This is a genomic window from Solibacillus sp. NPDC093137 (genome assembly GCF_050280445.1).
In the GTDB taxonomy this organism is placed as follows: domain Bacteria; phylum Bacillota; class Bacilli; order Bacillales_A; family Planococcaceae; genus Solibacillus; species Solibacillus isronensis_B.
Genome location: NZ_JBNNVH010000003.1, coordinates 66101 through 91321, shown reverse-complemented (window position 1 = coordinate 91321; position 25221 = coordinate 66101). Strand labels below are relative to the sequence as shown.

General features: G+C 42.3%; 19 protein-coding genes and 1 pseudogene. 8 read left to right on the top strand and 12 right to left on the bottom strand.

Annotation, left to right across the window (positions count from 1 at the left end):
• Window positions 1-53 precede the first annotated feature (53 nt).
• Window positions 54-830 (bottom strand): enoyl-CoA hydratase/isomerase family protein, encoded by a 777-nt coding sequence (locus tag ACQKN3_RS13470; RefSeq protein ID WP_427712178.1) that lies wholly within the window; start codon window positions 828-830, stop codon window positions 54-56.
• A gap of 69 nt (window positions 831-899) precedes the next feature.
• Window positions 900-1631, bottom strand: a complete 732-nt coding sequence (locus ACQKN3_RS13465) for a riboflavin kinase (protein ID WP_427712175.1) — start codon at window positions 1629-1631, stop codon at window positions 900-902.
• Between the two features lie 139 nt (window positions 1632-1770).
• Here ACQKN3_RS13465 and rpoN point away from each other — a divergent pair, with 139 nt between their 5' ends.
• Together rpoN and ACQKN3_RS13455 are read left to right on the top strand one after the other, a co-directional pair.
• Window positions 1771-3111 (top strand): RNA polymerase factor sigma-54, encoded by a 1341-nt coding sequence (gene rpoN / locus ACQKN3_RS13460; RefSeq protein WP_427712172.1) that lies wholly within the window; start codon window positions 1771-1773, stop codon window positions 3109-3111.
• Window positions 3112-3256: 145 nt separating this feature from the next.
• The gene (locus tag ACQKN3_RS13455; protein WP_008406117.1) at window positions 3257-4024 is read left to right on the top strand and encodes an SDR family NAD(P)-dependent oxidoreductase; all 768 of its coding nucleotides are present in this window, start codon (window positions 3257-3259) and stop codon (window positions 4022-4024) included.
• Window positions 4025-4137: 113 nt separating this feature from the next.
• Here ACQKN3_RS13455 and ACQKN3_RS13450 read toward each other — a convergent pair whose 3' ends face one another.
• The 6 genes from ACQKN3_RS13450 to ACQKN3_RS13425 form a co-directional block, all read right to left on the bottom strand.
• Window positions 4138-4656: an acyl-CoA thioesterase gene (locus ACQKN3_RS13450; protein WP_008406119.1), complete on the bottom strand. Its 519-nt coding sequence runs from the start codon at window positions 4654-4656 to the stop codon at window positions 4138-4140.
• A 255-nt stretch (window positions 4657-4911) separates the two neighbouring features.
• Entirely contained in the window at window positions 4912-5700 is a 789-nt protein-coding gene (locus ACQKN3_RS13445; RefSeq protein ID WP_427712169.1) for a lysozyme inhibitor LprI family protein, read from the bottom strand.
• A gap of 19 nt (window positions 5701-5719) precedes the next feature.
• Complete coding sequence (locus ACQKN3_RS13440; protein WP_427712165.1) at window positions 5720-7099, bottom strand: HAMP domain-containing sensor histidine kinase; 1380 nt, start codon at window positions 7097-7099, stop codon at window positions 5720-5722.
• Window positions 7096-7794: a response regulator transcription factor gene (locus tag ACQKN3_RS13435; protein WP_427712162.1), complete on the bottom strand. Its 699-nt coding sequence runs from the start codon at window positions 7792-7794 to the stop codon at window positions 7096-7098. Before ACQKN3_RS13435 ends, ACQKN3_RS13440 begins: the two co-directional genes overlap by 4 nt.
• A gap of 12 nt (window positions 7795-7806) precedes the next feature.
• Window positions 7807-8016: a hypothetical protein gene (locus ACQKN3_RS13430; protein WP_427712159.1), complete on the bottom strand. Its 210-nt coding sequence runs from the start codon at window positions 8014-8016 to the stop codon at window positions 7807-7809.
• A gap of 65 nt (window positions 8017-8081) precedes the next feature.
• Window positions 8082-9047 carry an FG-GAP repeat domain-containing protein gene (locus tag ACQKN3_RS13425; RefSeq protein WP_427712156.1) on the bottom strand — a complete coding sequence of 322 codons (966 nt, stop codon included), beginning with the start codon at window positions 9045-9047 and terminating at the stop codon, window positions 8082-8084.
• 363 nt (window positions 9048-9410) lie between these two features.
• On the opposite strand from ACQKN3_RS13425, the gene ACQKN3_RS13420 reads away from it, so the two are divergent.
• The 6 genes from ACQKN3_RS13420 to ACQKN3_RS13395 are packed head-to-tail and all read left to right on the top strand — an operon-like array spanning window position 9411 to window position 20499.
• Window positions 9411-11021 (top strand): (2,3-dihydroxybenzoyl)adenylate synthase, encoded by a 1611-nt coding sequence (locus ACQKN3_RS13420; protein ID WP_427712154.1) that lies wholly within the window; start codon window positions 9411-9413, stop codon window positions 11019-11021.
• 33 nt (window positions 11022-11054) lie between these two features.
• On the top strand, window positions 11055-11309 hold the full coding sequence (locus tag ACQKN3_RS13415) for a phosphopantetheine-binding protein (RefSeq protein WP_014822959.1): 255 nt from the start codon (window positions 11055-11057) through the stop codon (window positions 11307-11309).
• A gap of 5 nt (window positions 11310-11314) precedes the next feature.
• Window positions 11315-18253, top strand: a complete 6939-nt coding sequence (locus ACQKN3_RS13410) for an amino acid adenylation domain-containing protein (RefSeq protein WP_427712151.1) — start codon at window positions 11315-11317, stop codon at window positions 18251-18253.
• Window positions 18246-18452: an MbtH family protein gene (locus ACQKN3_RS13405; RefSeq protein WP_427712148.1), complete on the top strand. Its 207-nt coding sequence runs from the start codon at window positions 18246-18248 to the stop codon at window positions 18450-18452. Before ACQKN3_RS13410 ends, ACQKN3_RS13405 begins: the two co-directional genes overlap by 8 nt.
• Window positions 18449-19816 carry a DHA2 family efflux MFS transporter permease subunit gene (locus ACQKN3_RS13400; RefSeq protein WP_427712145.1) on the top strand — a complete coding sequence of 456 codons (1368 nt, stop codon included), beginning with the start codon at window positions 18449-18451 and terminating at the stop codon, window positions 19814-19816. Before ACQKN3_RS13405 ends, ACQKN3_RS13400 begins: the two co-directional genes overlap by 4 nt.
• Before the next feature lie 29 nt (window positions 19817-19845).
• On the top strand, window positions 19846-20499 hold the full coding sequence (locus tag ACQKN3_RS13395) for a 4'-phosphopantetheinyl transferase family protein (RefSeq protein WP_427712142.1): 654 nt from the start codon (window positions 19846-19848) through the stop codon (window positions 20497-20499).
• 52 nt (window positions 20500-20551) lie between these two features.
• Here the strand turns inward: ACQKN3_RS13395 and ACQKN3_RS13390 are convergent, their stop codons facing one another.
• From ACQKN3_RS13390 to ACQKN3_RS13375, 4 genes and pseudogenes are all read right to left on the bottom strand, one after another.
• A complete protein-coding gene (locus ACQKN3_RS13390) occupies window positions 20552-21802 on the bottom strand; it encodes a cytochrome P450 (RefSeq protein WP_427712140.1) in 1251 nt (416 codons plus the stop codon).
• A gap of 157 nt (window positions 21803-21959) precedes the next feature.
• Window positions 21960-22592, bottom strand: a pseudogene (locus ACQKN3_RS13385) (isochorismatase family protein); the annotation flags it as partial.
• Between the two features lie 57 nt (window positions 22593-22649).
• Window positions 22650-23852 (bottom strand): isochorismate synthase DhbC, encoded by a 1203-nt coding sequence (gene dhbC, locus ACQKN3_RS13380; protein WP_251690168.1) that lies wholly within the window; start codon window positions 23850-23852, stop codon window positions 22650-22652.
• A 46-nt stretch (window positions 23853-23898) separates the two neighbouring features.
• Window positions 23899-24687: a 2,3-dihydro-2,3-dihydroxybenzoate dehydrogenase gene (locus ACQKN3_RS13375; RefSeq protein ID WP_427712138.1), complete on the bottom strand. Its 789-nt coding sequence runs from the start codon at window positions 24685-24687 to the stop codon at window positions 23899-23901.
• Between the last annotated feature and the right edge of the window lie 534 nt (window positions 24688-25221).

Genomic DNA, 25221 nt, shown 5'->3' with positions numbered 1-25221 from the left:
TCAATTCTTTATTTGTTTCATAAATGGAATATTCAGTTTAATTTTGAAACACTTTACTTTCCTACGAAATGGGATTCTCTTTTTTCCAGGAAAGCTGTTGTACCTTCCAATTTATCTTCGCTTTCAAATACGATTGCCTGTGTAAGCTTTTCCAGTTTTAATGCAGCTTCCAAATTCAGATCAAAGCCTTGATGAACGACAGCTTTGACCAGTTTCAATGCAAGCGGCCCTTTTGAAACAATCGACTTTGTATAGTCAATCGTTTCTTCCAGTAATGAACCTGACTGAACAACCTTTGACACTAAGCCAATATGTTCCGCTCTGTCAGCATTGATGATGGCTCCTGTCAAAATCATATCCAATGCTCTGCCTTTTCCTATGATTCTTGATAAGCGTTGTGTGCCGCCCCCGCCTGGTATAATCCCCAAGTTCAATTCCGGAAGACCAAACTTTGCTGTATTTGAAGCAATTCGAATATCACACGCAAGCGCCAATTCACATCCACCGCCTAATGCATAGCCATTCACAGCAGCGATGACAATTTTTCCGCTCTCTTCAATTGTTTTGCATAATCCTTGCAGACCAGGTTCTAATGCATCCGCGAAGCGTCTTTGCTGGAGTTGGCCGATATCTGCACCGGAAGCAAAAGCTTTTTCTCCGCTTCCTGTCAAAATAACAACGATGACTTGTTCATCTTTTTCAAACTTTTTCATTGCCTGTTCAATTTCTTCATACGTAAATGAGTCCAATGCATTTCGTACTTCAGGTCGATTGATTGTAATAATCCCTATATGCTGCTCTTTAGCGACAATAATATTTTGAAAATCCATATGAACCTCCTATTTCATCATTTATAATCTACTAAGCAATTATTATGCCAACCTATAAAATTCCGGCTGCTACTTTTCCCCTTTTACATGATTCATATAGTAAAAGCTTAGCTGCTCCGTTAATCCTTTAGGTCCGAACTCCAATTTACACTCACGCGGAATATAAACAGTGACCCAGTACAGGAAACGTAAAATGGTCATTCTTCTTCGGATGATGTTCACAACTTGATGTTCGGCAAACCATTTGTCCACCGTATTGTACACCCCTCTGTTCACACTGAATTTTTCCTCGCAGAACCGAACAAAATCCAAGTCCGGCAAATGAATGACCGTTGTTTCAATATCGCGGTTGAACTCCTGCAGATAATGGGCTTGATAATGTGTTTCCTGATTTTTATTCAGCAGTTGTTCCTTCGCAGTATCACAGTCTTCGGAGAGCTGTTTTTTAAGGTCTTCCACATTTCTGAACTTCTTTTCTCTTCTGATGAAGCTGCAAATTTCCACTTTCAGCAACTCTCCGTAAATCTCTTTATCAAATTCGAATATATGAACTTCAAATACTTTTTCTTTCAGATCTTCTTCAAATGTCGGCTTTACCCCAATATTCATCACTCCGCCGAACCGCTCGTCGCCATGCTGAATTTCCACACTATACACCCCATTAAGCGTGGGGAAATTGATACCGGACTGAATATTTAAATTTGCAGTAGGGAAACCGATCTTCCTGCCGATTTTATTTCCTTCTACAACAATTCCTTCAAAACAAGACTCTATATTCTCGTAAACTTTTTGAATGACCATAGTGCCCCTCCGTTCCTTTTTACTTATAATTTTCAAAGCAATTTTCGTGCCATATGGACGATTTATAAAAGAAATTTTACGAAATTTATAGAAAATTCCGTCTACTTCGACTAAACTTTTACTTTGAGGGGGGAAAACAATGAACTTTGATATGAATTTTAATGTGAACCTAACACAGACGCTTACTCAAAAACTTTCTATGGAGCAAGTCCAGCATTTAGCGATTTTACAGCTCTCATCAGTAGAATTAGAATCTTACATACGTGAGAAAGCCAATGAAAATCCGTTACTTACACTAACCGAAGCCAATTTGCAGTCGATGGATAACTTAATTGAATTATCATCCATTCATACTGATTATCGGTCCGGCAACTATGCCAACAGTGAATTTTTGCAAAGCCTGATCGTCGAAAAACATTCGGATATGGATTTTCTTATTGAACAGATTCCGTTAAACATGAACCTTTCACCAACCGATCTGAAAATATTAAAATATTTAATTGACCATCTTGATCACAATTATTTTTTAGATGTGGATTTAAATGAAGTTGCCGACAAATTCGATGTTGACCTGTTTCATACTGAAAACATATTGCAACTTCTTCAAACTTTTGAACCGATTGGGGTAGGGGCAAGAGATTTAAAGGAGTTTTTGCTGCTGCAAGTCCAGAACGATCCAGATGCTCCGTGTTTGGCAGCGGACTTTATTTGCAACCATTTAGAAAAGGTCGCCAATCTATCGATTAAATTTTTAAGCAGCTATTACAAAATTTCAGTTAAAGAAACACAGAATATTATTTTTTATATTAAAAGCCTGAGACCCGTTCCTTCTGTCCAAAATCCTGCAAGCGAAGAATATATCATTCCTGATATATCCGTGGAAAAAATAAAGAATGAGTGGATTATTAATACACAAAGCCAACTAAAATCATCTTTGACCATCAACGAGGAATATGTGGAACTACTAAAACAGAATGATGAAAACGAAAGCTATTTTCAAGATTGTTTAAAGGATGTCATGCTTTTAATGTACGGAATAGAACAGCGAGACCGCACTTTATATAAACTAACAAGAACATTGCTCACTATTCAGTCCGACTTTTTTGAAAAAGGTATGGAAAGTTTGGAACCTATTAATTTAAAAGACATTGCAGTATTGCTCGATCTGCATGAATCCACAATAAGCCGGGCCATCAAAAATAAATATTTAAAGACACCACATGGCATTTATTCGTTCAAATCTCTGTTTCCGAAAGGGATTGCGAACAAATCCGGCAAAAAGGATTCGGTTATGCTGATCAAACAAAAAATAGCCAACTATGTCGACAATGAGGATAAGGATTCACCTCTGACTGATCAGCAAATTACCGAGAAACTGTTACAGGAAAATATAAAGATTTCACGCAGAACGGTCGCTAAATACAGAGAGGCATTAAATATTCTCAATTCGGATAAACGAATTTATTTGTACCGGCAATAATGCTCTAATTAAAAAGAATCAGCAGTATATTTACGGTCCACCTTATATTGCTCGAAAAATTCTAGTATGCTACTATCCTAAAAAGGATAAATTTGGGGAATTTTATTCTTTTTATTGGGGAAATGATACTAAGGGAGTGACGACATTGGGTAAATTGGAAGGAAAAGTAGCGATTATAACAGGTGCTGCTCGTGGACAAGGCGCTGCTCATGCAAAAGCATTTATCGAAGAAGGTGCAAAAGTAGCGATCACTGATATTTTATCGGAAGAAGGCGCACAACTGGCCGAACAACTTGGAGCGGAAAATTGCAAGTTTTATAAACATGATGTGACGAACTTAAAAGAATGGGAATCGATTGTTTCCGATGTTGAAAACACATTCGGACCCGTAAATATATTAATCAATAATGCTGGAATTGGTTTAAAGAAATCGATTGTCGATATGACCGAAGAAGAATACCGGAAAATTATCGATGTCAATCAAGTAAGTGTCTTTCTTGGAATGAAGTCAGTAATTCCATCAATGCTTAAAATGAACAGCGGATCGATTGTAAATATTTCATCTATCGCAGGGCTTTTAGGGAGTAAAGATGGTTCTGTTGCATATGATGCATCTAAATTTGCTGTTACCGGAATGACCAAATCTATCGGTCTTGAGATGGCGCATACGGGAATCCGAGTTAACTCAGTTCATCCCGGTATTATTATGACGCCAATGGTTATGACAAAAGACGAAAATCCTACTGTTACGGATTCAATTGGCAAACTGTTGAACCATGTCCCTATGAAACGGGGGGCTACACCTGAGGAAGTAACGAAGCTTGTGCTGTTTTTAGCAAGTGATGACTCCAGCTATTCAACAGCATCAGAGTTTGTAATTGATGGCGGTTTGACAGCCAACCGGTACGGGTGAACGAATAATTAAAAAACCGGATCATTTTGGGGCGCTTTATCGAGCGTCAAAATGGTTCGGTTTTATTTTTTGGCAAGCTAGTACTTGCCGCTTATTTAATTGAATGGGAGGGATTACGCCATCCAAGAATGATTTTTTCGAAGGTAACTCACTGTTTCTTTATTGAAAACCCGTTTATCATTCCGGTAATTCGTGCGCTGTTTGGATTTTTCATATAAATAGCGTTCTTCGATTGTTTCCGGATAAACTTGTGGAATTTTAGTAGGTTGCCCGGCTGAATCAAGCGCTATAAATGTAAAATAGGAAATCGCCGCAATCTTGCTTTCTCCTGTCCGCATATTTTCGGCATGCACTTTTATAAACACTTCCATCGAGCTCGTCCCCGTCCAAACTACAAATGACTCGAAGGTAACGGCTTCTTCCGGTCGGATCGGTGTTAAAAACTCTACTGTATCAACCGATGCCGTGACACATTCTCGTCTGCTATGCTTTGCTGCAGATATTGAGGCTACTTGGTCCATATCACTCAACAGCCTGCCACCAAACAAAGTATTATGATTATTAAAATCATTCGGGAATACCCGACTTGAACGAATGACTCTTGAAGCATTACAAGGTTTTGACTCTTCCATTTTTATATCATCTCCAACAGATATTTTTCTAAATTTTCTAAAAATTACTTTGTTGACCATAATAAATCATTCTATTTGAAGAATCAATGTAAATTTAAATTATTTTATACTGCCTATTACGTTCGATGGGCGATTAATTGATTCGATTGGGGGTGGGATTTTAGTTAGAAGTTTTGTGGTGGATATTAGAACATTTTACGTTTTATTAGAACATCCGGGGAGCCAAAAAGACTGTAAGGAATTGACCTTACAGTCCTATTTCATATACAAATCGACTAATTCATAGCATCGCTCTTTTGTTAACTGAGCTTGAGTGCTCACATATTGTAGTGTTTCCATTGATCCGCCTTTATATTGTAATGCGTCTTCTGTTGCCTTTTCGTCGCGATATTCCAGCCAGTCACGCTGCTCTTCTCTTAGTTTGCTCATGTCATTAGGTGGCAAGGTTTTCTTTAGATCTGCGTAGATTTCATTTAATAGCATATCCCATTTCGAGAATATTTCTCCCTCTGCTGCTGTCATTTCTACTTGTATCCCTTGATCAAAAATTTCATCAAACTCTTTCACACTTTTTTCTACATCCGCTAATTTAGCGAGGTACTTTTCCTTCAAGCTGACAGATGGATCTTCGGGTTCTCCAGGCGGGGGATTTCCTTCTTCGTCCCCGTTCGCGGAATTTTGTTCAAAGCTTTCTCTGATGCTCTTATTAATTTCCGTTTCGGCTTCTACAACCATGCCTCCAAGCTCTTTTTTTAAATTGTTGTCCAATGCCGGATTTTCCAGCAGTGAATGTGCTTTTTCCAAAACACGGTCCCAATCGGCCTGACTCTTTGCTTCCTTTACTTCATTGAATTCTTGAAGTTGTGCAGACAAAACCTTTGTTTCTTCATCGGCTAAACTATTTTCCTCAATCAATGTTAATGCTTCTTCGTATTCCTCATTTTCCAAAGCTACGATGATTTTGTCTTTTATTTGCTCCTCACTTTCAGAACCGCAGCCGGCCAGCAATAAGCAAGCAGTAAACATTCCTACTAATTTCTTCATGTTGTTTCCCCTCTCTCTATTACAGGCTACTATTTAAGGGCAATTCAATAAAAACTTCTGTACCTTTTCCGTATGTGCTATTCACCTCGATTGTCCCGCCGTGCTTTAAAATGATCGTACGGGAAATCGCTAATCCAAGTCCGGCACCAACGGATTTCATATCGGCTTTATAAAAAGAATTCATAATATGCTGTAGTTGTTCTTCCTTTATTCCAATTCCTTCATCCCGAATTATACAAATTGCCTTCCCGTTCGATTCATATTGATTAATAACTATTTCGCTGTTATGAGGCGAAAATTTAATCGCATTTTCGAGTGTATTCAATAAAACTTGCCGGATTTTATCTTCATCGGCGTAAATAGCAACTGGGGTACTGTTCAGTTTCATGCGGATATTCTTTTCATTTGCTTTACTTTGCAACTGTAATGTTACTTCTTCAACCAGTGTCGCATAGGCAAACTTTGTCAGGTGTAGCTCAATGCGGTTTGACTCATATCTTGAGAAATTCAGAAGATCCTCCACCAATTTTATGAGGCAATCAGATTCACTGTTGATCATACGTAAACCAAAGTTGATTTCTTTTTCCGTTAAGCCTTCTGGTGACTCCAGCATTTCAGCCCACCCTTTTATTCCTGTCAGCGGTGTCCGAAGTTCATGGGAAATTGAGGAGATGAAATCATTTTTTAACTGGTCCGTTTTGACAATCTCATCCGCCATATAATTCAGTGTTTTTGACATTTCGCCTAATTCAGCCGGATAATCTTCCTTGATTCTTTTTTCGAAGTGACCTTTCGCCATTGTTTCTGTAAATTGAATGATTTCATTAAAGGGCTTCACAATAGACTGGGCAAGCTGAAGGGCTACAAGAAAGACAATTGCCGCAACTCCGAAACATAGCAAGATTCCGTATCCTAACAGGCTTTGTATGAGAAGATTGGTCTCTGTTAATGACGTAGTATAACGAAGTACGCCTATCACTTTGCCGTCCAACAGCAACGGGATATACATAGCCAAAACTTTCTCTTCTGTCTGTTCAAGCTCCTCCTTTTCATAATAAGGGCTATAGGAAGAAAAGAGATTCGGATCCACTGTATAGCTGATGTCTTCATAAAACCCTGTAGAAGACTGGATCATTTCACCGTCACGATTCAACAGCTGCAGTTCCGCACCGTCAAACTCATAGCTTTTTACAACGAAGTCACCGAAATCTTTTATCCTGTCGGAAGTAAGCTCGATTTCATTTACCCATCTAGGATGTATCGCTTCAACATGTTGTTGAAACGTATTGGCGATTCCTTGGTAATAATACTTTGTCATTGCGCCCCAAAATACCGTCATCACGAGGGTTAACGTCAAAATGATGATAATCATGAAATAAAGAATGACTTTACGTTTCATTCGTTAACCTTCCAAAGGTATCCGCGTCCCCATTCTGTACATAAATACATTGGGGAGGAAGGATCTTTTTCGATTTTCTGACGAATCCGTCTTATATTGACATCCACAACTTTTAATTCGCCTACATAATTTTCACCCCATACAGCATCCAATAACTCATCCCTTGTAAACAAATCGTTTGGATGCCCCATTAGAAAATGCAGCAGGGAGAATTCAGTCGGTGTCAGCTTCACTATTTCGTCTGAACTGTAAAATTTGTTGTTTTTTAAGTCCATTTTGAAGTCCCCGGAAATCAGTAGATCGGTCATTTTGGATGCTGCCTCGTCACCTACATTTATTCTCCGCATAAGCGAAAAAATTCTCACTTCCAATTCCTGAAGACTAAACGGTTTACATAAATAATCATCAGCCCCTATCACAAGGCCCTCTATTTTATCCTTCTCTTGTGTTTTGGCTGTAATCATGATGATGCCTACCTTTTGATTTACTTTCCTAATCTCCTGGCAGACCGTAAATCCATCGATTCCCGGCAACATTAAATCGAGCAAAACAACATCGAAATTTCTATTTCGAAATAACTCTAATGCCTGTTCGCCTGATTCGGCTTCCATCACTTCATAGCCTTTCTTTCTCAAACTTAATGAGACAAAACTGCGAATGGATAGTTCATCTTCAACAACTAGGATGTTTGTCATATTTGCCCTCGCTTAAAACTCGTATTGTTCCAAATGAAATGCTTCAACAGGAAAATCCGGGTGTTCTTCTATTGTAGAATAATAAATCGTGTCTTTCGTTTCTTCTAATATTGTTTGAGCGGAATTGGGTGTTTCTTTATTCGCCCATTTCACTTCATACAGCAGATCATTGTTTGCAAGTGATACAAGTTGAATGCCGTTTTCTATCGATTTAATGGTCACTTTTCCGTGCCATTTTTCCGGAATATCTATATAAAAAGTATGTTCAAGGTTGGTAGCCCTTTCTGTTACTTTTTTAGAAGTACCGTTGAATAGGTGACATAGCGCACGAGATATGGGGTTTCAGTTGAATCTGCCTCAACCCACCTTTGCGGCAAATAGGTTTCACCGACTTCCATTATGTCGTCTTCATTAATATCCGTACTGTATAATGGCAGCGATTTAAGTGGAAGATCTCCTTGTTCAGCCCCTACCTTTATCAATTTCGTACCGTCATAAGCAATAATTTCAGTTAGCATAGCGTTCACACCAATTGCGCTATCGATAAATAATGCGTGATTGCCGTCATGTAACTTTCCGCTCTTCATCCGCTGATGAAATGCATAGCTGTTTAAAGAAACTGCAGATAGGGAGACTAAATCCCCTAATTCATAGTGAAATAATTCGGCGGTATACGACGCTCTTCTTTCACCATCCACAAGAAGAAGTTCCAATCTTTCATCAGTATTATAATCTGAAATATCAAGCCCTTCATAACTGCGTTCGACCGTCTTTTTCAAGCTTCTGTCCTGCCATACATAAATCATCATCTGTTTTTTCGTTTCAAACTCACTTTCTCCTAAACCGACTACTACTTCCATTACACCGTCTTTATCTAAGTCATGAAGTCCAAAATAATCGATTGCCTGCCCATTTGGTTCAACCTTCGTCGCTTCCCGCCATTCATTATCTTCTTGTAAAACAACAACATGAACTTGCGATTTCTGTTGTGGATTTCTGTATAAAACAATGGCTTCTTGCTGTCCGTCACCATCCAGATCCTCGATAAAAATGGACTGATTTTTGTCGCTTTGCACCGGTGTGACGAGTTCACTGGAGGGTGGCAACAATATCTTGAGCTGTTGTTCCAGTTTCCTTTTCTGTTCGTCTTGCTGGTCTGGTGAAATAATTAAATCATTTGGGGATTTTACAAGATCGCAGCCCGCAAGCAATGTGACCATTATAATCGTTATCCATCCAATGCCTTTTCTCATGTGCATACGCACCCCTAACTAACGCTGGCTTTAATCGTTTTCTGGAATAAGTTTATTATATAGCCAACTCCTATGGAAAGAGTTACAAAAAGGTTACAGTTCACTTTGCTTATGACACACTTTCCTAATTTTTAGGTAACGATCCTCCTGTATTTTACAGATCCCTCTTTAAGTCCATGATAATAAATATAAAAAAAGTCGAAAGAACCAGAGCGCTTGGTCTAATTGAATCAAATTGTTCATCAATTGTTGACGAGTAATCGTTTAAGGAGTAGCATAGCCGTTACAGTATATTGATAATGATTATCAATATCATTATTGATATGTTGATAATTAAAGATTTATTATAGGAGGTTTCAGCCCATGTTAGATGGTTTTACACCGTGGCCTGCTGAGCGAGCTGAGTTTTATCGGGAGTCTGGTTGCTGGGTAGGTTTAACTTTCGGCCAGATGCTTGAAGATCGTGCTCGACAATTTGCTGACAATGTGGCGGTTATGGATGATAAACGATCACTTACATATGCACAGCTTAATGAGCGTGTGGACCAGTTGGCAGCCGGTCTTTTACTGCTTGGGATTCAGAAAGAGGATCGTGTCGTTGTACAGCTTCCGAATGTGGCGGGTTATGTAGAAATTGTATTTGCCCTATTTAAGATTGGTGCACTGCCTGTCTTTTCACTTCCCTCTCACCGTTCCAACGAGATTCGATACTTCTGCGAATTTGCGGAAGCGAAGGCTTATATCGTAATGGATCATTTTGGGGGATTTGACTACCGAGATCTTGCGCGAGAAGTTCAGCACGCAGTTCATTCGCTGGAGCATGTCATCGTTCTTGGCGAGGCGCAGGAGTTTGTATCATTTGATTCATTATTCAGTACACAATCTATCGATTTCCCTGAAGTTAGAGGGAGCGAAGTAGCATTCCTGCAGCTATCTGGCGGGAGTACAGGACTTTCCAAGCTGATTCCGAGAACGCATGACGAGTATATGTACACGATTAAGTTGAGTGTTGAACAATGCCAGGTGACAGAAGAGACGGTATTTTTGGTTGTGCTACCGGTTTCTCATAATTATCCGATGAGTTCCCCGGGGATATTAGGGGTCCTTTATGCTGGCGGTAAAATCGTTTTAAGTCCATCGCCTAGTCCGGATGTTGCTTTCCCGCTTATTGAAAAGCACCTTGTGACAATGGTACCGCTTGTCCCGTCCCTTGCCCTGCATTGGCTGGATATGAAGCCGAATCATACGGAGGATTTATCGAGCTTGGAAGTCATGCTTGTCGGCGGCTCGAAATTCAGTGCTGAAGCAGCGAAACGTGTGCGTCCTGTATTTGATTGTCAACTGCAGCAAGTATTCGGTATGGCGGAAGGTTTGGTCAATTACACTCGATTGGATGATCCTGATGAAATTGTCATTCATACGCAAGGTCGCCCGATGTCCCCATATGACGAGGTGAAAATCGTGGATGATGAAGACCAGGAATTGCCGGTTGGCGAAACAGGTCATCTGTTGACACGTGGACCTTATACGATCCAAGGATACTATAAAGCGCCTGAACATAATGAAAAGGCGTTCACAAAGGATGGCTTTTACCGGACAGGTGATATTGTTCGATGCACGGAAGATGGTTATTTGATCGTAGAAGGCCGGGCAAAAGATCAAATTAACCGCGGCGGGGAAAAAATTGCGGCGGAAGAAGTAGAAAATATGCTGCTTGCCCACCCAGCAGTCCATGATGCGGCAATTGTCGGGATGCCCGATTACTATATGGGTGAAAAAAGCTGTGCCTTCATTATTCTAAGGAATACGGAGGTAACGAAACGCCAGCTGAAGTCATTCTTGCGTGAGCGCGGACTGGCTACTTATAAAATTCCGGATGAAATTTTATTTGTAGAGAAATTCCCATTGACCCATCTAGGCAAAGTTTCGAAAAAGGATTTACGCCTTTTACTTGAACAGCAATTAAAACGTTAAGATACAGAATATTAGGAAAAGAAGGTTGATAATATGACAACTCAAACTGATTTTACAATGGAACAGCTGCGCGAACTTGTTGCTCAATATGTGACAGAACCGATTGATACGATTTCGGATGAAGATTATTTACTGGATGTTGGAATCGATTCCATCACGATGATGACAATCGTTGAAGAACTCCGCCAAAAAGGCTTTGCACTTACATTCATACAGCTTGCCGATGAGCCAACAATCTATGGATGGCATCGTCTGATCAAACAATCGATGGCAGATTACGGAGGTTGAGTCGAATGGCTGAATTACGTTTCCCTTTAACTGAAGCTGCTGCAGGGATTTGGTATGCCCACCATTTAACGGAAAGCCATTTATACAATACAGCGGAGTACTTACATATTCAGGCTCCGGTGGACTCCACCCTTCTGTTACAGGCAGTCGATGCCACAATTGAGAGCGCGATTGGACTACATATCCAATGTTCAGAGGAAGAAGGTTCACTTTTCCAGACGGTTCCTTCTTCTGTTCAATTTCATTCTGAACAGATTAGGTGTTCAATGGCTGAAGCGTTTCAACATATGCAGGAGGATGTCGAAACATTGCTTGATTTAACAAAGGACAACTTTGTTCGCGCTATTTTATTTTCGGTGTCTGCCGAAGAACATTTCCTTTATTTGCGCATTCACCATCTTGTCAGTGATGCGTATAGTTTCCGGTTACTGTTCCAGCAAATTTCCGAGCGCTATTCGGCTTTGCTTCATCATGAATCATTCACAAAGCAGTTTGGTGACTATGTTCAGATGGTAGAGCAGGAAGTGAAGTACAGAACTTCCGATAAGGCAACGGCGGACGCTGCCTACTGGTTATCCAAAATGCAAGGAACCGAAGTCATTTCGCTCAGCAAAAAAAAGAGTGGCCGTATGGGACAGATTATTTTACACTCCTCTTCCCTTTCTGCCACTACATGGATGAAATTAGAAACATACAGTAAGCAGCTGCACGTCAACATACAGGAAGTCGTTACCGCAGCAGTTATTGCCTACACAAAACGGATGTCACAGGCAGAGGATGTGATTGTCGGCATTCCGTTGATGAACCGTTTTGGTCATAAGTCACTGTCCGTACCAAGTACACGGGTAAATGTTTTGCCTTTGCGTGCAACGTTTACGACTGAAGAAACTTTTGAACAGCTATGTATAAATGTGAAAAGCTGTATGACGGAGATGAAGCAGCATCAGTTGTACCGTCAAGAACAGCTGCGCCGTGATTTGCGGCTGACTACCGATGATCAGCTGTATGGTCCGGAAATTAATTTCATGCCTTTTTATGAAAACTATCTGTTCGGAAATGTCGAGGTAGAGCACAAGAAAGTTGTGACAGGGCCTGTTGAAGATATTTCTTTCAATTTCTATAGCACGCCAAATGGAATGCAGTTTGATCTTGTAGCCAACTCGGATCTTTATGAACAGGCAGAAGTGGAACGTCATGCCGCACGTTTCCTACAGTTGCTTGAGTTATTGGTAGATCAAGCTGACACACCACTGTTCAACTTCCCGATACTATTGCAAGAAGAAGCGGCAATGTTTGAGGCAAAACAAGGTACTGTCAGTGAGCTGAAAAATGCCACTGTATATAAATTATTCAAAAAGCAGATGGAAAATATGCCTGGTGCAACCGCTGTTCAGATGAATGATACATCTATTTCCTATGCCGAACTGGATCTGCTTGTCGGTCGGATTGCGCTTCAGCTGAAAGCGCATGACATTGGGCTCGAAGACTTTGTCGGAATTTGCATGGACCGTTCGATTGAAATGGTCGCAACGATGCTTGCCTGCTTCAAGGTTGGTGCTGCCTATATTCCGATGGATCCTGCTTATCCGGCAGAACGGCTACTTTATATGATTGAGGATGCTCGTCCTAAAATTGTGCTCGTAAATGGTGAGGTTTCATTTATTGCAGAAGGAACACCGATTGTGCCGTTACACCCTTCGAAGCAAATTTACGAACCGATTGCTAATTGTATTGGACAAACAGCTTATATGATTTATACGTCTGGATCTACGGGAAATCCAAAAGGTGTCGTCGTTGAAATGCCAAGCTTGGTTAACTTTTTACAAGCGATGCAGCATCAATTTACATTATCTGAAAAGGACAATTTACTGGCGATTACAACGATTTCTTTTGATATTTCGGCATTGGAGCTTTATTTACCGTTGCTGTACGGGGCATCGATTCATCTGGCGACAAAAGAACAGGTACAGGATCCAGTTGTGATGCAGTCGCTGATCGAGCAGCAAAACATTTCCATCATGCAGGCAACACCGACTGTTTGGCAGATGATGGTACAGTACGCAAAAGACGCGCTGAAAGGACTTACTGTACTTGTCGGTGGTGAAGCACTTTCAAAAAGCCTTGCGCAGGCACTACTGGAAGCAGGAGCAACCGTTCACAATATGTATGGACCTACCGAAACAACAATCTGGTCAACTTGCACGGAAATTCGCCCGCAAGATACTCCTTCATTAGGGAATGCAATCGACCGGACAGATATTTATGTGCTCGATAGCATGCTGCAGCCAGTTCCGATTGGTGTCGTTGGAGAATTGTATATTGCTGGTGACGGACTGGCGCGCTGTTATCATAATCGTCCAACCTTAACGGCAGAACGTTTTGTTGCACATCCATTTGCATCCGGCAAACGCATGTACCGGACAGGGGATTTAGTTGTGTGGCAGGAGGATGGCAGCCTTCATTATGTCAGCCGGGCCGACCACCAAGTCAAAATTCGCGGCTTCCGTATTGAATTAGGTGAAATCGAAAATGCGCTTGAAGAAATCACTTCAATTGAACAAGCTGTTGTGATGATCCGTGAAGATCAGCCGGGTCATAAACGAATCGTAGCCTATGTAGTTGGGAATGAAACAGAGGAACAATGCAGACTGCAGCTTGGAGAACGTTTGCCGGATTATATGGTACCTGCTCATTTTGTTTTCATGGAGACCTTTCCATTAACGAATAACGGAAAAGTCGACCGGAAAGAGCTGCCGCAGCCTCATGTTTCGATTATTGCAAAAGTGAAACCGACAACGCTTACCGAAGAAACGATTTGTACATTCTTTGAAAATATTTTGAATCTCAAATCAGTGGGAATTGATGAAAACTTCTTCCAGCTAGGAGGGCATTCCCTGCTAGCAACCGAGCTGCTATTGGCATTACGGAAAACATTTGCTATCGATTTATCGATCTCCGTCATTTTCAATCAGCCTACTGTAAAAGAGCTGGCACAAGCAGTGGATAAAGCAAAGAAAAAGACGCTCGCTGTAATCGACAGACAGCAAGTTGAAAAAATCCCATTATCGCATGCACAGCGCAGTTTATGGTTTATACAGCAGCTGGAGGAATCAAGTGCTTCTTATAATATTCCGCTTGTTTATACATTTGATCAGCCGATTGATGTATTAAAACTGATTAAAGCCATTGGTAAAGTGGTAGAAAAACATGCCATTTTACGTACGGTTTATCCTACAGTGGATGGAGTGCCCTATCAGAAAATCATTGAGGATAAGCCGAAAGTGCTGATTGAGGAAGTAAGCCCAGAAGTGGTGCCGGCTCAAATTAATGCGTGCACTCGCTATGCGTTTGATTTGAAACAGGAACCCGGCTTCCGTGTAACGCTCATCAATTTGAACACATTGGTCGTTGTTTTCCACCATATTAGTGCGGATGGCTGGTCACTTGCAACATTCACTGAAGATCTGCAGCTTGCCTATGAAGGCCATGAGCTAGAGCCGTTAACGATTCAATACCATGACTTTGCGGTTTGGCAGCAAACGCACGGTGTTTATACAGACGACAACATTAATTATTGGAAGGAAAAACTGAAGCATGTTCCGGATGAAATTGAGCTTGTCCGGGATGGAAAGCGTCAATTGCAGGTGAAACCGACTAGCGAAACTTTGACGTTTACAATCGATTGCGCGCTTCACAGACAACTGCAGCAGCTTGCAAAAGATGAACAGGCAACTCTTTACATGGTGCTACAAAGCGGATTCTTGGCCCTCATGACAAAGCTCGGTGCAGGGGAAGATCTGATTCTCGGTAGTCCAATGGCGGGCCGTGATCAGGAAGAACTGCTGGCAAATGTCGGTATGTTCATCAATACGGTGGCGATACGGACGGATACTTCCGGGGACCCTCGTTTCACAAAATTAATGGAACGCGTAAAACAAACCTCGATTGAGGCAATGGAGCACCAATATGTTCCTTTCGATCATATTGTCGAAATATTAAAACCGACTCGTGTCCCTTCACAGCATCCGATTTTCCAGATTATGTTCGCCTTACAGAACACGCCTCAGCCATCACTTGTAATGGAAGGCCAAAATGCCGACATTCAGCTGCATACGGTTGGGCAGCCGAAATTCGATTTGAATATCGAAATGCGGGAGGTATATCTAGCCGAGCAGCCTAATGGAATCGAAGTACAGGTGGAATTCCGAACAGATTTATATGAAGCAAAAACAGTTACCGCTCTTATGGAACGCTATGTAATCGTCCTGCAGCAGGCGTTGCATAATCCGGCCATTTCAGAATTGAATGTGCTGTTGGAACAGGAACAGGAACAAATTCTGCTTGACTGGAATCCGAAAGGCCATGTAAGCAAGCCAAAAACGATTGCCGAACAATTCGAAGCGATTGTGGAAATGCATGCCGAACGAATTGCTGTCAGTGACGAAAACGAAGAGCTTACTTATACCGAATTGAACCGTAAAGCGAACCAGTTAGCACATCTTTTACTCGAAAAAGGCGTTACATCCCAAACATTTGTCGCACTGTTAATGCCGCGTTCAACCGATATGATTGTCAGCATTTTAGCCGTTTTAAAAGCCGGCGCTGCCTATGTGCCGATTGATCCGGTTTATCCGCAAGACCGAATTGACTATATTTTAAACGATTCAAACCCGAGCTGTTTAATCACTACAGAAGACCTGAAGCCGTCTGCAGAAGCGACATCTGTGTTGGAAGTGCTTGTAATGGAGGAGGTTTCACTTACTTCATTCCCTGGTGAAAATACAAATCATAAAAATCATCCAATGAATCCGGCCTATGTTATCTATACTTCCGGTTCAACTGGCCGACCAAAAGGTGTGGTTATTCCGAACCAGAACGTTATCCGCTTACTTGATGCAACAGATGAATGGTTTCATTTTAACGAAGAAGATCGCTGGTCGCTGTTCCATTCCTATGCCTTTGACTTTTCCGTATGGGAAATATGGGGTGCCCTGTTATATGGCGGTGAGCTCGTAATCATACCGTACAATGTCAGCCGCTCACCTACCGACTTTTTGACATTGCTTGCAGACAAGAAAATTACGGTGCTGAACCAGACACCATCTGCCTTCTATCAGCTCATGACCGTTGATAAAGAGCATCCCGAACTGTCCGGACAACTGGCACTACGCTACATTGTGTTTGGCGGGGAGGCACTTAACCTGACGCGTTTACAGGAATGGTATGACCGACATCCGGAAGATGCACCTACCCTTGTGAATATGTACGGCATTACCGAAACAACTGTCCATGTCAGCTACTTAAGTGTAAATGAAGAACTGAGCCAGTCACAGGCGAATAGTCTGATCGGCACGGCGATTCCTGATTTAAATATTTATGTCCTTGATGGGCAGTTAAAACCTGTTCCTCCCGGTGTTGTCGGGGAAATGTATGTTTCTGGCGAAGGCTTGGCACAAGGCTATTTAAACCGCGCTTCCTTAACGGCAGAACGTTTTATCGCCAACCCGTATGGACCTCCGGGAAGCCGGATGTACCGTACAGGCGATCTGGCTCGCTGGACGAAAAATGGCGAACTGGACTATATCGGACGCATTGATCACCAAGTGAAAATACGCGGTTTCCGCATTGAGCTTGGCGAGATTGAACAAGTGCTTCTGAATCATCCGCAAATCGCACAGGCAGCTGTCATTGCGAGAGAAGATCGAAAAGAAGATGTCCGCTTGGCTGCCTACTATGTTCCGGAGCAAGGCACGGACGTAACCGAGCAAATGTTGAAAGATTTCGTCTCCCGTTCGCTGCCGGTCTATATGGTTCCTTCAAGCTGTACTTGCCTGGAGCAAATGCCGCTTACAGCAAACGGAAAACTGGATACGAAGCAGCTCCCTGCTCCTGTTATTACATTGCAGGAACTTGTATTGCCGAAAACACCGCAGGAAACATTGCTTTGTGAACTGTTCTGCGAAGTACTGAATCTGCCACAGGTCGGCACAGAGGACAGCTTTTTCGAACTTGGCGGCCACTCGTTACTAGCCGTACATCTGATCGGACGCATACGCGAGGCATTCGGGAAAGAGCTGGCAATCGGGCATTTATTTGAAGCACCTACTATATCCGGACTCGCACATATTCTGCAAAAAGGAAAAGAATCACAGGCATTGAACACCGTACTGCCGTTACGCAGCGGGGAGCAACCGATTTTTGCTGTCCATCCTGCTGGGGGGTTAAGTTGGTGCTATGCAGGATTGCTAAAAAATCTGCCGCCGGAGTTTGCCCTATACGGCATTCAAGCAAAAGGGATTGCCGAAGACTGTGAACTTCCGGGTTCTTTAACTGAAATGGCGCTCGGCTATATTGAAGCCATCAAAGAAATTCAACCAAAAGGACCTTATCGTCTACTCGGATGGTCACTTGGCGGAAATGTCGTACAGGAAATGGCTGTCCAGCTGGAACGCCAAGGAGAGGAACTGTCGCTTCTATGCATTATGGATGCCTACCCGTTCACATTCACCCCGCCAGTGGACCTGACGGAAGAACAGGAGGCACTCGTGGCACTTCTTGCCCTAGCCGGGTATGAACCTGATATAGAAGATGAAGTGACACAGGAATATGTAATGGATGCTCTAAAAGCAGAGGGCAGCGCGATTGCAACATTAGATGAATCGACCTTTCTGCGCTTAAAAGAAGTTTATAAAAACTCGATTCAGTTACTGAAAAATCATCAGCAAGAAACGTATAATGGCGATGCTTTATTTTATAAATCTACACTTGTGCCAGATTGGATCCCGGACGTTGATGTTACTTCGTGGAATCCGTATATCAAAGGAGAGCTTACACAGATTGATATTGCCTGTCGCCATAAAGATATGTGTCAATCCATCCCATTGAATGAAGTCGGTCAAACATTAGTCAAGCACTTAGTAAAGGAGAAAAAAATGTATGTCTAACCCTTTTGAACAAGAAGATCGTGAATATTACGTTTTGCGAAATGCGGAAGAACAGCACTCTGTATGGCCAGCAGTCATTCCTGTCCCTGCCGGATGGGAGGTCGTATATGGCCCTGCGTTAAAACCATTATGCCAACTCTATCTAGAAGAAAATTGGCTGGATATGAGACCTAAAAGTCTGCGTAGTGTTTTGGGATGAAAGCACAGCGAGCAGTCATCATCGCCCTCTATGTTGTGGCGATGTTCATGGTTTCAATCGACGGAACGATTGTCAATGTGCTACTTCCTACAATTGCCGTTGAATTCGGTGTAACGCCGGGGGCAACGAACGGCATTAATATCGGCTACCTTGTCAGCATCGCTGTTGCATTGCCTGCTGCCGGCTATTTAAGCAATCGGTACGGCGTAAAAAGAATGTATGTACTCTCTGTCAGTCTATTTACACTCGCCTCTCTTCTTTGCGGATTGGCGGGAAGCTTGCAGGCCCTTATTTTAGCGCGCGTGCTGCAGGGACTGGCAGGAGGAATCATTACACCCGTCAGCATGACACTGCTGTTTCGGACATTTTCTCCACCGGAAAGACAAAATCTGTCGCGTTCATTAGTATTGCCTATCGCCTTTGCACCGGCGATTGGCCCCTTAGTGGGTGGACTGTTTTCGGAGTATTTATCATGGAACTGGGCGTTCTTCATTAATATTCCGTTTGGTATCATCATAGTCCTGATCGGACTTTTTGCCTTAACGGAATTTGAGATTTTTAAAGCACCGTTTGATACGAAAGGCTATATACTCATTGCACTCGGGTTGCCGCTGTTAATGCTCACTCTGAGCCTTATTGCATCAGACGGTGTTTCCATTACGGTCGTCTTTTGTGCGATTGTCGGTGTATTTTTATTAAGCCGGTTTTATGTATATGAACGAAAAATAAAAGAGCCGCTGCTGGATGTGCGTCTGTATGAACAACCGCTTTTCCTTTCATCGAGTCTCGTCGCGATGTGTTCCATGGGCGCCTTGATGGGGATGCTGTATCTGTTCCCGCTCATGTATCAGTACGCGTACTCAGCTTCTGCTCTGGAAAGCTCACTTATTACGTTTACCGAGGCACTTGGACTGATGGTCGCATCCAAATTACTGCCTCGAACATCCAAGCGTTTCGGAATGCTGCATACAGTACGTCTCGGTTTGATCGGTACAGTAATGATTTTCTGCTGTATCGCCATCATTGGTCCTTCAGCAAATCCTTGGCTGTTACGCGGATTGATGTTTGCAGTCGGGATATGTTTAGGACATAGTGTAATCGGTTCGCAACTTTCGGCCTTTCATCATGTAGCAAAAAGTCAGATGAGCAAGGCGACAACGCTATACAATACGCTTAACCGCGTTGGAGCAGCAGTAGGAATTGCACTTGTAGCGACGACATTAACCGTGTCTGGTCGCTACTTTTCAGAGATCCTTTCTTATCAGTACGCCCTCGTTGCTACGGTTGTTCTGCTTCTGGCAGGACTCGGCTGTTCTTTATTTGCGAAAGAACAGGAAACTATTCTAAAGGGAGAAAAAGCATGACAACCATTGCCTATTGCAAGATCAACGAGATGCCTACTGATTGGCAACGTTATCTTCCCTTTTTGGAAAACGACGTGGTGCAGCGTATTGGACGCATGCGGAAAAAGGAAGATCAGTTGCGGACGGTTTGTGCCCATTTACTGACGAAGATGATGTTGGTGACGACTTACGAAATGGAATTGTCTGAAATTCGCTTTACCAAAGATTCAAACGGTAAATACCAACTAGGACAAGACCTTCACTTCAATCTCTCCCATTCCGGAAGTTATGTAGCATGTGCCATTAGTGATTTTCCGGTTGGAATTGATGTGGAACAGCAGGTAACAAGGGACTTCTCTCTCTTTCAAACATTGTGGAGCGAAGAGGAGAATCACTTCTATAAGCTTCTTGAACAGGAAGCATTCTATGCCCTCTGGACTGCTAAGGAAAGTTACGGGAAATATAAAGGGTTTGGTTTACACGATTCTTTAATAGAGGCAACGATTCGGCAAGATGGATCGATTCATCACCCCGCCTCATGTGTAAAAGCCCGTACCATACCTTTTTTCCTTGCACCTGGTTACAGTGCAGCTGTCTGTTTGGAGGATTCCTTGGAAAATGTGACGCACGTTCAGTGGGCACAAATTGAAACGTTTTTCAGGGAAAAGGTTGGAACATATGAGAAAATTGATTTAACGAATTAGCATTTAAAAAGCCTGTAACCAAGTAAAAGGTTACAGGCTTAATCCATTCATCTTATACTCGCTGAACATTATTAATTACTACTTTGCTTTTAGGCAAGCTTGGAATACTTACTTTGCTGTAGCTTAAATCCTGTTCCGGAACATCGTATGTCATTTGGTTAACTAGGAAATCCAGACTCACTTTCATCATCTCAATCGTCACCCATTCCCCCGCACAGCGATGGCCTAAATAGTAATCGCCGCCACCTTGCGGAATAAAGCTGAACGGACTGCCATCCCAGTTTTCAAAACGGCTCGGCTGAAACACTTCGGGATTCCCCCAAATATTCGTATCATGATTCGTTCCGTATAAATCCAATAAAGTTAATGTACCCTTTTCAAACGTATAATCCTTCCATGTAAAATCTGTTTTTACTTCCGCAGCGGCAAAAGGGAAGAATGGATAAAAACGGCGCACCTCCTGCACAAACATCTGTGTATTTTTTTCGTTGCCGGATTGAAGTTTCTTCCGCTCTTCCGGATAATGATGTGCAGCCAATGCTGAAAAAGTAATATAGACCGCAATCGCTACAATCGGCCTTAATATATTGATTACTTCTACAGAAGCGACCTCCTGATCAAGAAGATTCCCTTCCAAATCACGATGCATTGAAAACGTATACAGTGCTGTACCTTCTTCGGGATTCAGTTTCCCCTCGCGCACTTGGTCGATGAGGTTCCCCATCCACTTTTCCACCCGGTTTCTTGCATGTCTGCCAGCCCAGTGCGATGGTCCGATTGCCGTTGCCGATTCAAACATCGCTCTAAAATCGTCGGCGAGCTTTTTCATGTCCTTGTCTTCCACCGGTACCCCCGCCCACTCACAGGCAGTTCGGCACATAATTTCCAGCGCTTCCTCGTAAAGAACAACGTCGTCCATCTCCTGCCATTTAGTTAGAGCCGTGTCCCACTGCTTCGCGGCAATTTCATTCAGTTTTTTAAGTCTGTCCTGGGACATTATGGACATAAACATCTTTTTCCGGTGCTTATGGGCATCTCCATCCAGTGTCTGAACACCCTTTTTGCCGAATAATGTTTCGGCAACACGGTTTGGTGCAACGCCTGCCCTTTTAAACTTACTGTTATCGTAAAAAAGGTCGGCCGCTTCCTTTCCGCCCATACAGACCGCCTTTTTTCCAAGCAATCGTGTTTCGAACAGATCGGAATGAAAGCTTTGTCTTCTATTTAAAATATACAAATAGCCTTCTCTCAGAAGATTCAAGCTGTGGTCAATTCCTTCTTCCTTTGGCACCGAATTTGTCATCTACTTCATCTCCTTTTTTCTAAAAACATTGTCGGTAACCAATTCCCTGTTTATTCTTCAAAAAAACTTGCTTCCATTTGAACGCAAAAAACAGGCGGCGAAAATTTTCACCACCTGTTCATTCTTATACGAGCTCTGCTTCTGCAGATGTCTCACGCTTTAGCTGATCCATAATTTGTGCTGTAGAATAAACTGCCCCACAGCGTCCTGCCACATAGTTGATCGCCATTTCGTGCTCATCTTGTGTAAAATCAGCTACCGCATCGGCAATGAAAAAAGGCTTAATGTCCGACATGAAAGCTTCTCCAGCAGTCATGAGACAACCGATATGGGCGTAAACCCCGCAAATGATTAACTGATCTCGGCCTTGTTCATTCATCATTTCCAGTAAATTAGATTTTTTAAATGCACTGTAGCGCCATTTTTTCAATACGATATCGGCCTTGCCTGGCGCCAATTCATCGATCACTTTTGTAATATTCGGATCGTCTTTTAGTCCTGTTCCCCAAAAATCAGTCAGTAATGCGCGGTCCTCTGGTTGTTGATTTCCCGATTGTGCCGTATAGACAACTGGAATGCCAAGTTCATCGCATTGTTTTCTGATTGCTTTTATGTTGGCGATCATTTCACGAACTAATGATGAATCCTTCTCATAGTAATCGATAAAGTATTGCTGCATATCATGAATGAGTAGGACAGACTTGTTGGGATCGACTTCCCAACCTACTTTATTTTTTGGAAGATTGCTTTCTTTTGGCATTTTATATGATGAGATCGCTGGAATAGCCATCTAAATCACTCCTTTTTCTTTGTTGGTGAACCCTGTTGTATTTCCTATAAATAGTCGTTAAATATCCTTCAGCTGCTCTGTATCGATACCCATTGCGCGAAGCATTGTCTGGAATTTCGCACCCGTCTCAGCCAATTCTTCTTCAGGCTTCGATTCGCTCACAACGCCTGCTCCCGCAAATAATCGTAATGAATCGCCATTTGCCTCTGCGCAGCGAATCGTCACAACCCATTCCCCGTCGCCTTCAGCATCACACCAACCGATTGTGCCTGTAAAGAAGCCTCGGTCAAACGGTTCAATTTCTGTGATTGCCTGTCTTGCCTTTTCCGTTGGTGCGCCACAAACAGCTGGTGTAGGCTGCAGGGCAATGGCTAAATCCAACGATGAGATATCCGCTTCCAGGAGCTCTCCTTTAATGACAGTCGAAAGATGCATCATCGTTTCCGTATACACGACTGACGGTTTTTCCGGGACTTCGATCGTTTTTAGTAATGGACGCAATCCCTTGACGACTGCTTCCACTACGACCGCATGCTCATGTAAATCCTTTGGAGAAGAAAGCAGTTCCTCTGCACGTCTTTGGTTCTCTACCGGATCTTCACTTCTAGGTCTTGAACCTGCCAATGGATTCGCGATGGCGTACATCCCTTGTCTTGAAACAAGCAGCTCCGGACTAGCCCCGATGAGCGAAGCCTTTTGATTTCCGTATTCAATCGGTGCTGCAAACGTATATCCATGTTTGTTTTGATACGCAAGATTTCGTAACAGCTGCGGAAGGTCGATCGGCTTATTGAGACTTACTTCCAGTGAACGTGCCAGTACAATTTTATCGAGTTCGCCGTTTTTTATTCTTTCAATCCCTTGTATGACACCCTGCTTATAGTGCTCTGGTGATGGATTGGATACGAGCCGATTGACAGTAACAGATGCTGAAGCGGTCACTGCCCTTTCCTCCTGCTGCAATGATGGTGCGATTTGGATAGATTCCGGAACAAGTAAACATGCCTTTTTATAGTAATCAAATGGCACCGCGCCCGCTACGACAGGTCGTGGATGTCCTTGTTCTTTGGCTTTCTTCAACGCGCTCGCCACTCTATCGGACAATCCTTCCATCTGGTTTTGAAGTGGTTCACCCGCTGGCACGTGCATGAATACACCTTTGCCTAATATCGTTCTTTTTGGTGTTTCAATGAAAAAATCACCAACTTCATACTCATCTAAAAGTTCATGTTCGATTAGTGCTTTTTGTTTGCTTACCATATTACCGCTCCTTTTCGTTTCACTACTCTGAATTCAAAAGACAGACTTAGCTCGCTCCCAATGTTGCGCCGCCATCCACGACAAGATTGCTCATCGTAATATGGCTTGAGTGCTCGGACAGAAAAAACAGAATAGCACCGACAATATTGTCCGGTTGTGCAATCTTTTTCAGTGGAATCCCTACTTTATACGTTTCAGGCATTCCTTTAATCATAACTTCAGCTCCATGATCATCGGACCACATCGAACGTTGCATGTCCGTATCCGTCGAACCTGGTGAAACGATATTGCAGCGTATATTATGCTCTGCCAGCTCTAAACCGAGACATTTTGTAAACATGACCGTTGCTGCCTTTGATGCTGCATAGGCCGCCATAGAAATTCTCGGTACACTTGCGGCATTGGATCCGACTGTTACAATTGAACCTGCATTTCTTTGAATCATATAACGGCTTACCGCTCTTGAAACATAAAACACACCTGTCGTATTAATTGAAAAAATCCTTGCCCAGTCACGGTCAGTACATGATTCGACCGGTCCTGTAGCCAATGCACCTGCTACATTGACGAGCATTTCAATTGGCCCGATTTCGTTTTCCACTTTCTCTACAACTGCATCAATGGCGTTACTATCTCCGACATCTGCAGGAAAGGCGAAAACCTCGTAGCCATGCTCTATTAAACCATTCACATGGCTTCTCAATTTCTCCTCGTTATAATCGATTACAGCAACTTTTACTCCTAATGTAGCCAAGCTTTTGACAAGGCTTGCGCCAATTCCTTGGGCTCCGCCTGTCACAAGTGCAACTTTCCCTCTTAAATCCTGAAAGTTCACTTCAACACTTCCTTTCTCATTTACAGTTATGTAAAGACAGCTTGATTTCTTATTAGAATCAACAATCAATAATGATAATCATTATCAATTGATTCTATTAGCAATGATAGGCCTAACATTTTACAACGTCAAGAGACATTCAAACATTCCAATAGAAAGACCTAAGTTTTAGTTTAGTGCTGATTTAAAGAAGTAATATTCGGCATTTTTGAACAATTTATAAGGAAAACTGCGTTAATTAAATCCAAATAAAGGAATAAACATGAACTTCCTCTCCTCTATTATGTAGTCTTATCAATTCATTACTGACCTGTAGAGAAGCTATCATTGTGTAAATATTTTGCCAGAAGTACTTTCTGGGATAAGAGAGCGATAGGAATATGGAATTACTGCAAAAAAGATTATGGAATTTATTCGTTTTCCCTGTGAATATTAAATTATTTTCTGTTAATGTAGAACACCGTTAAATACCTGCTACTAAAACATTCCCAAGCTTTGAATCCCATAAAAATTACTACAAGCCCGAAAAAATTT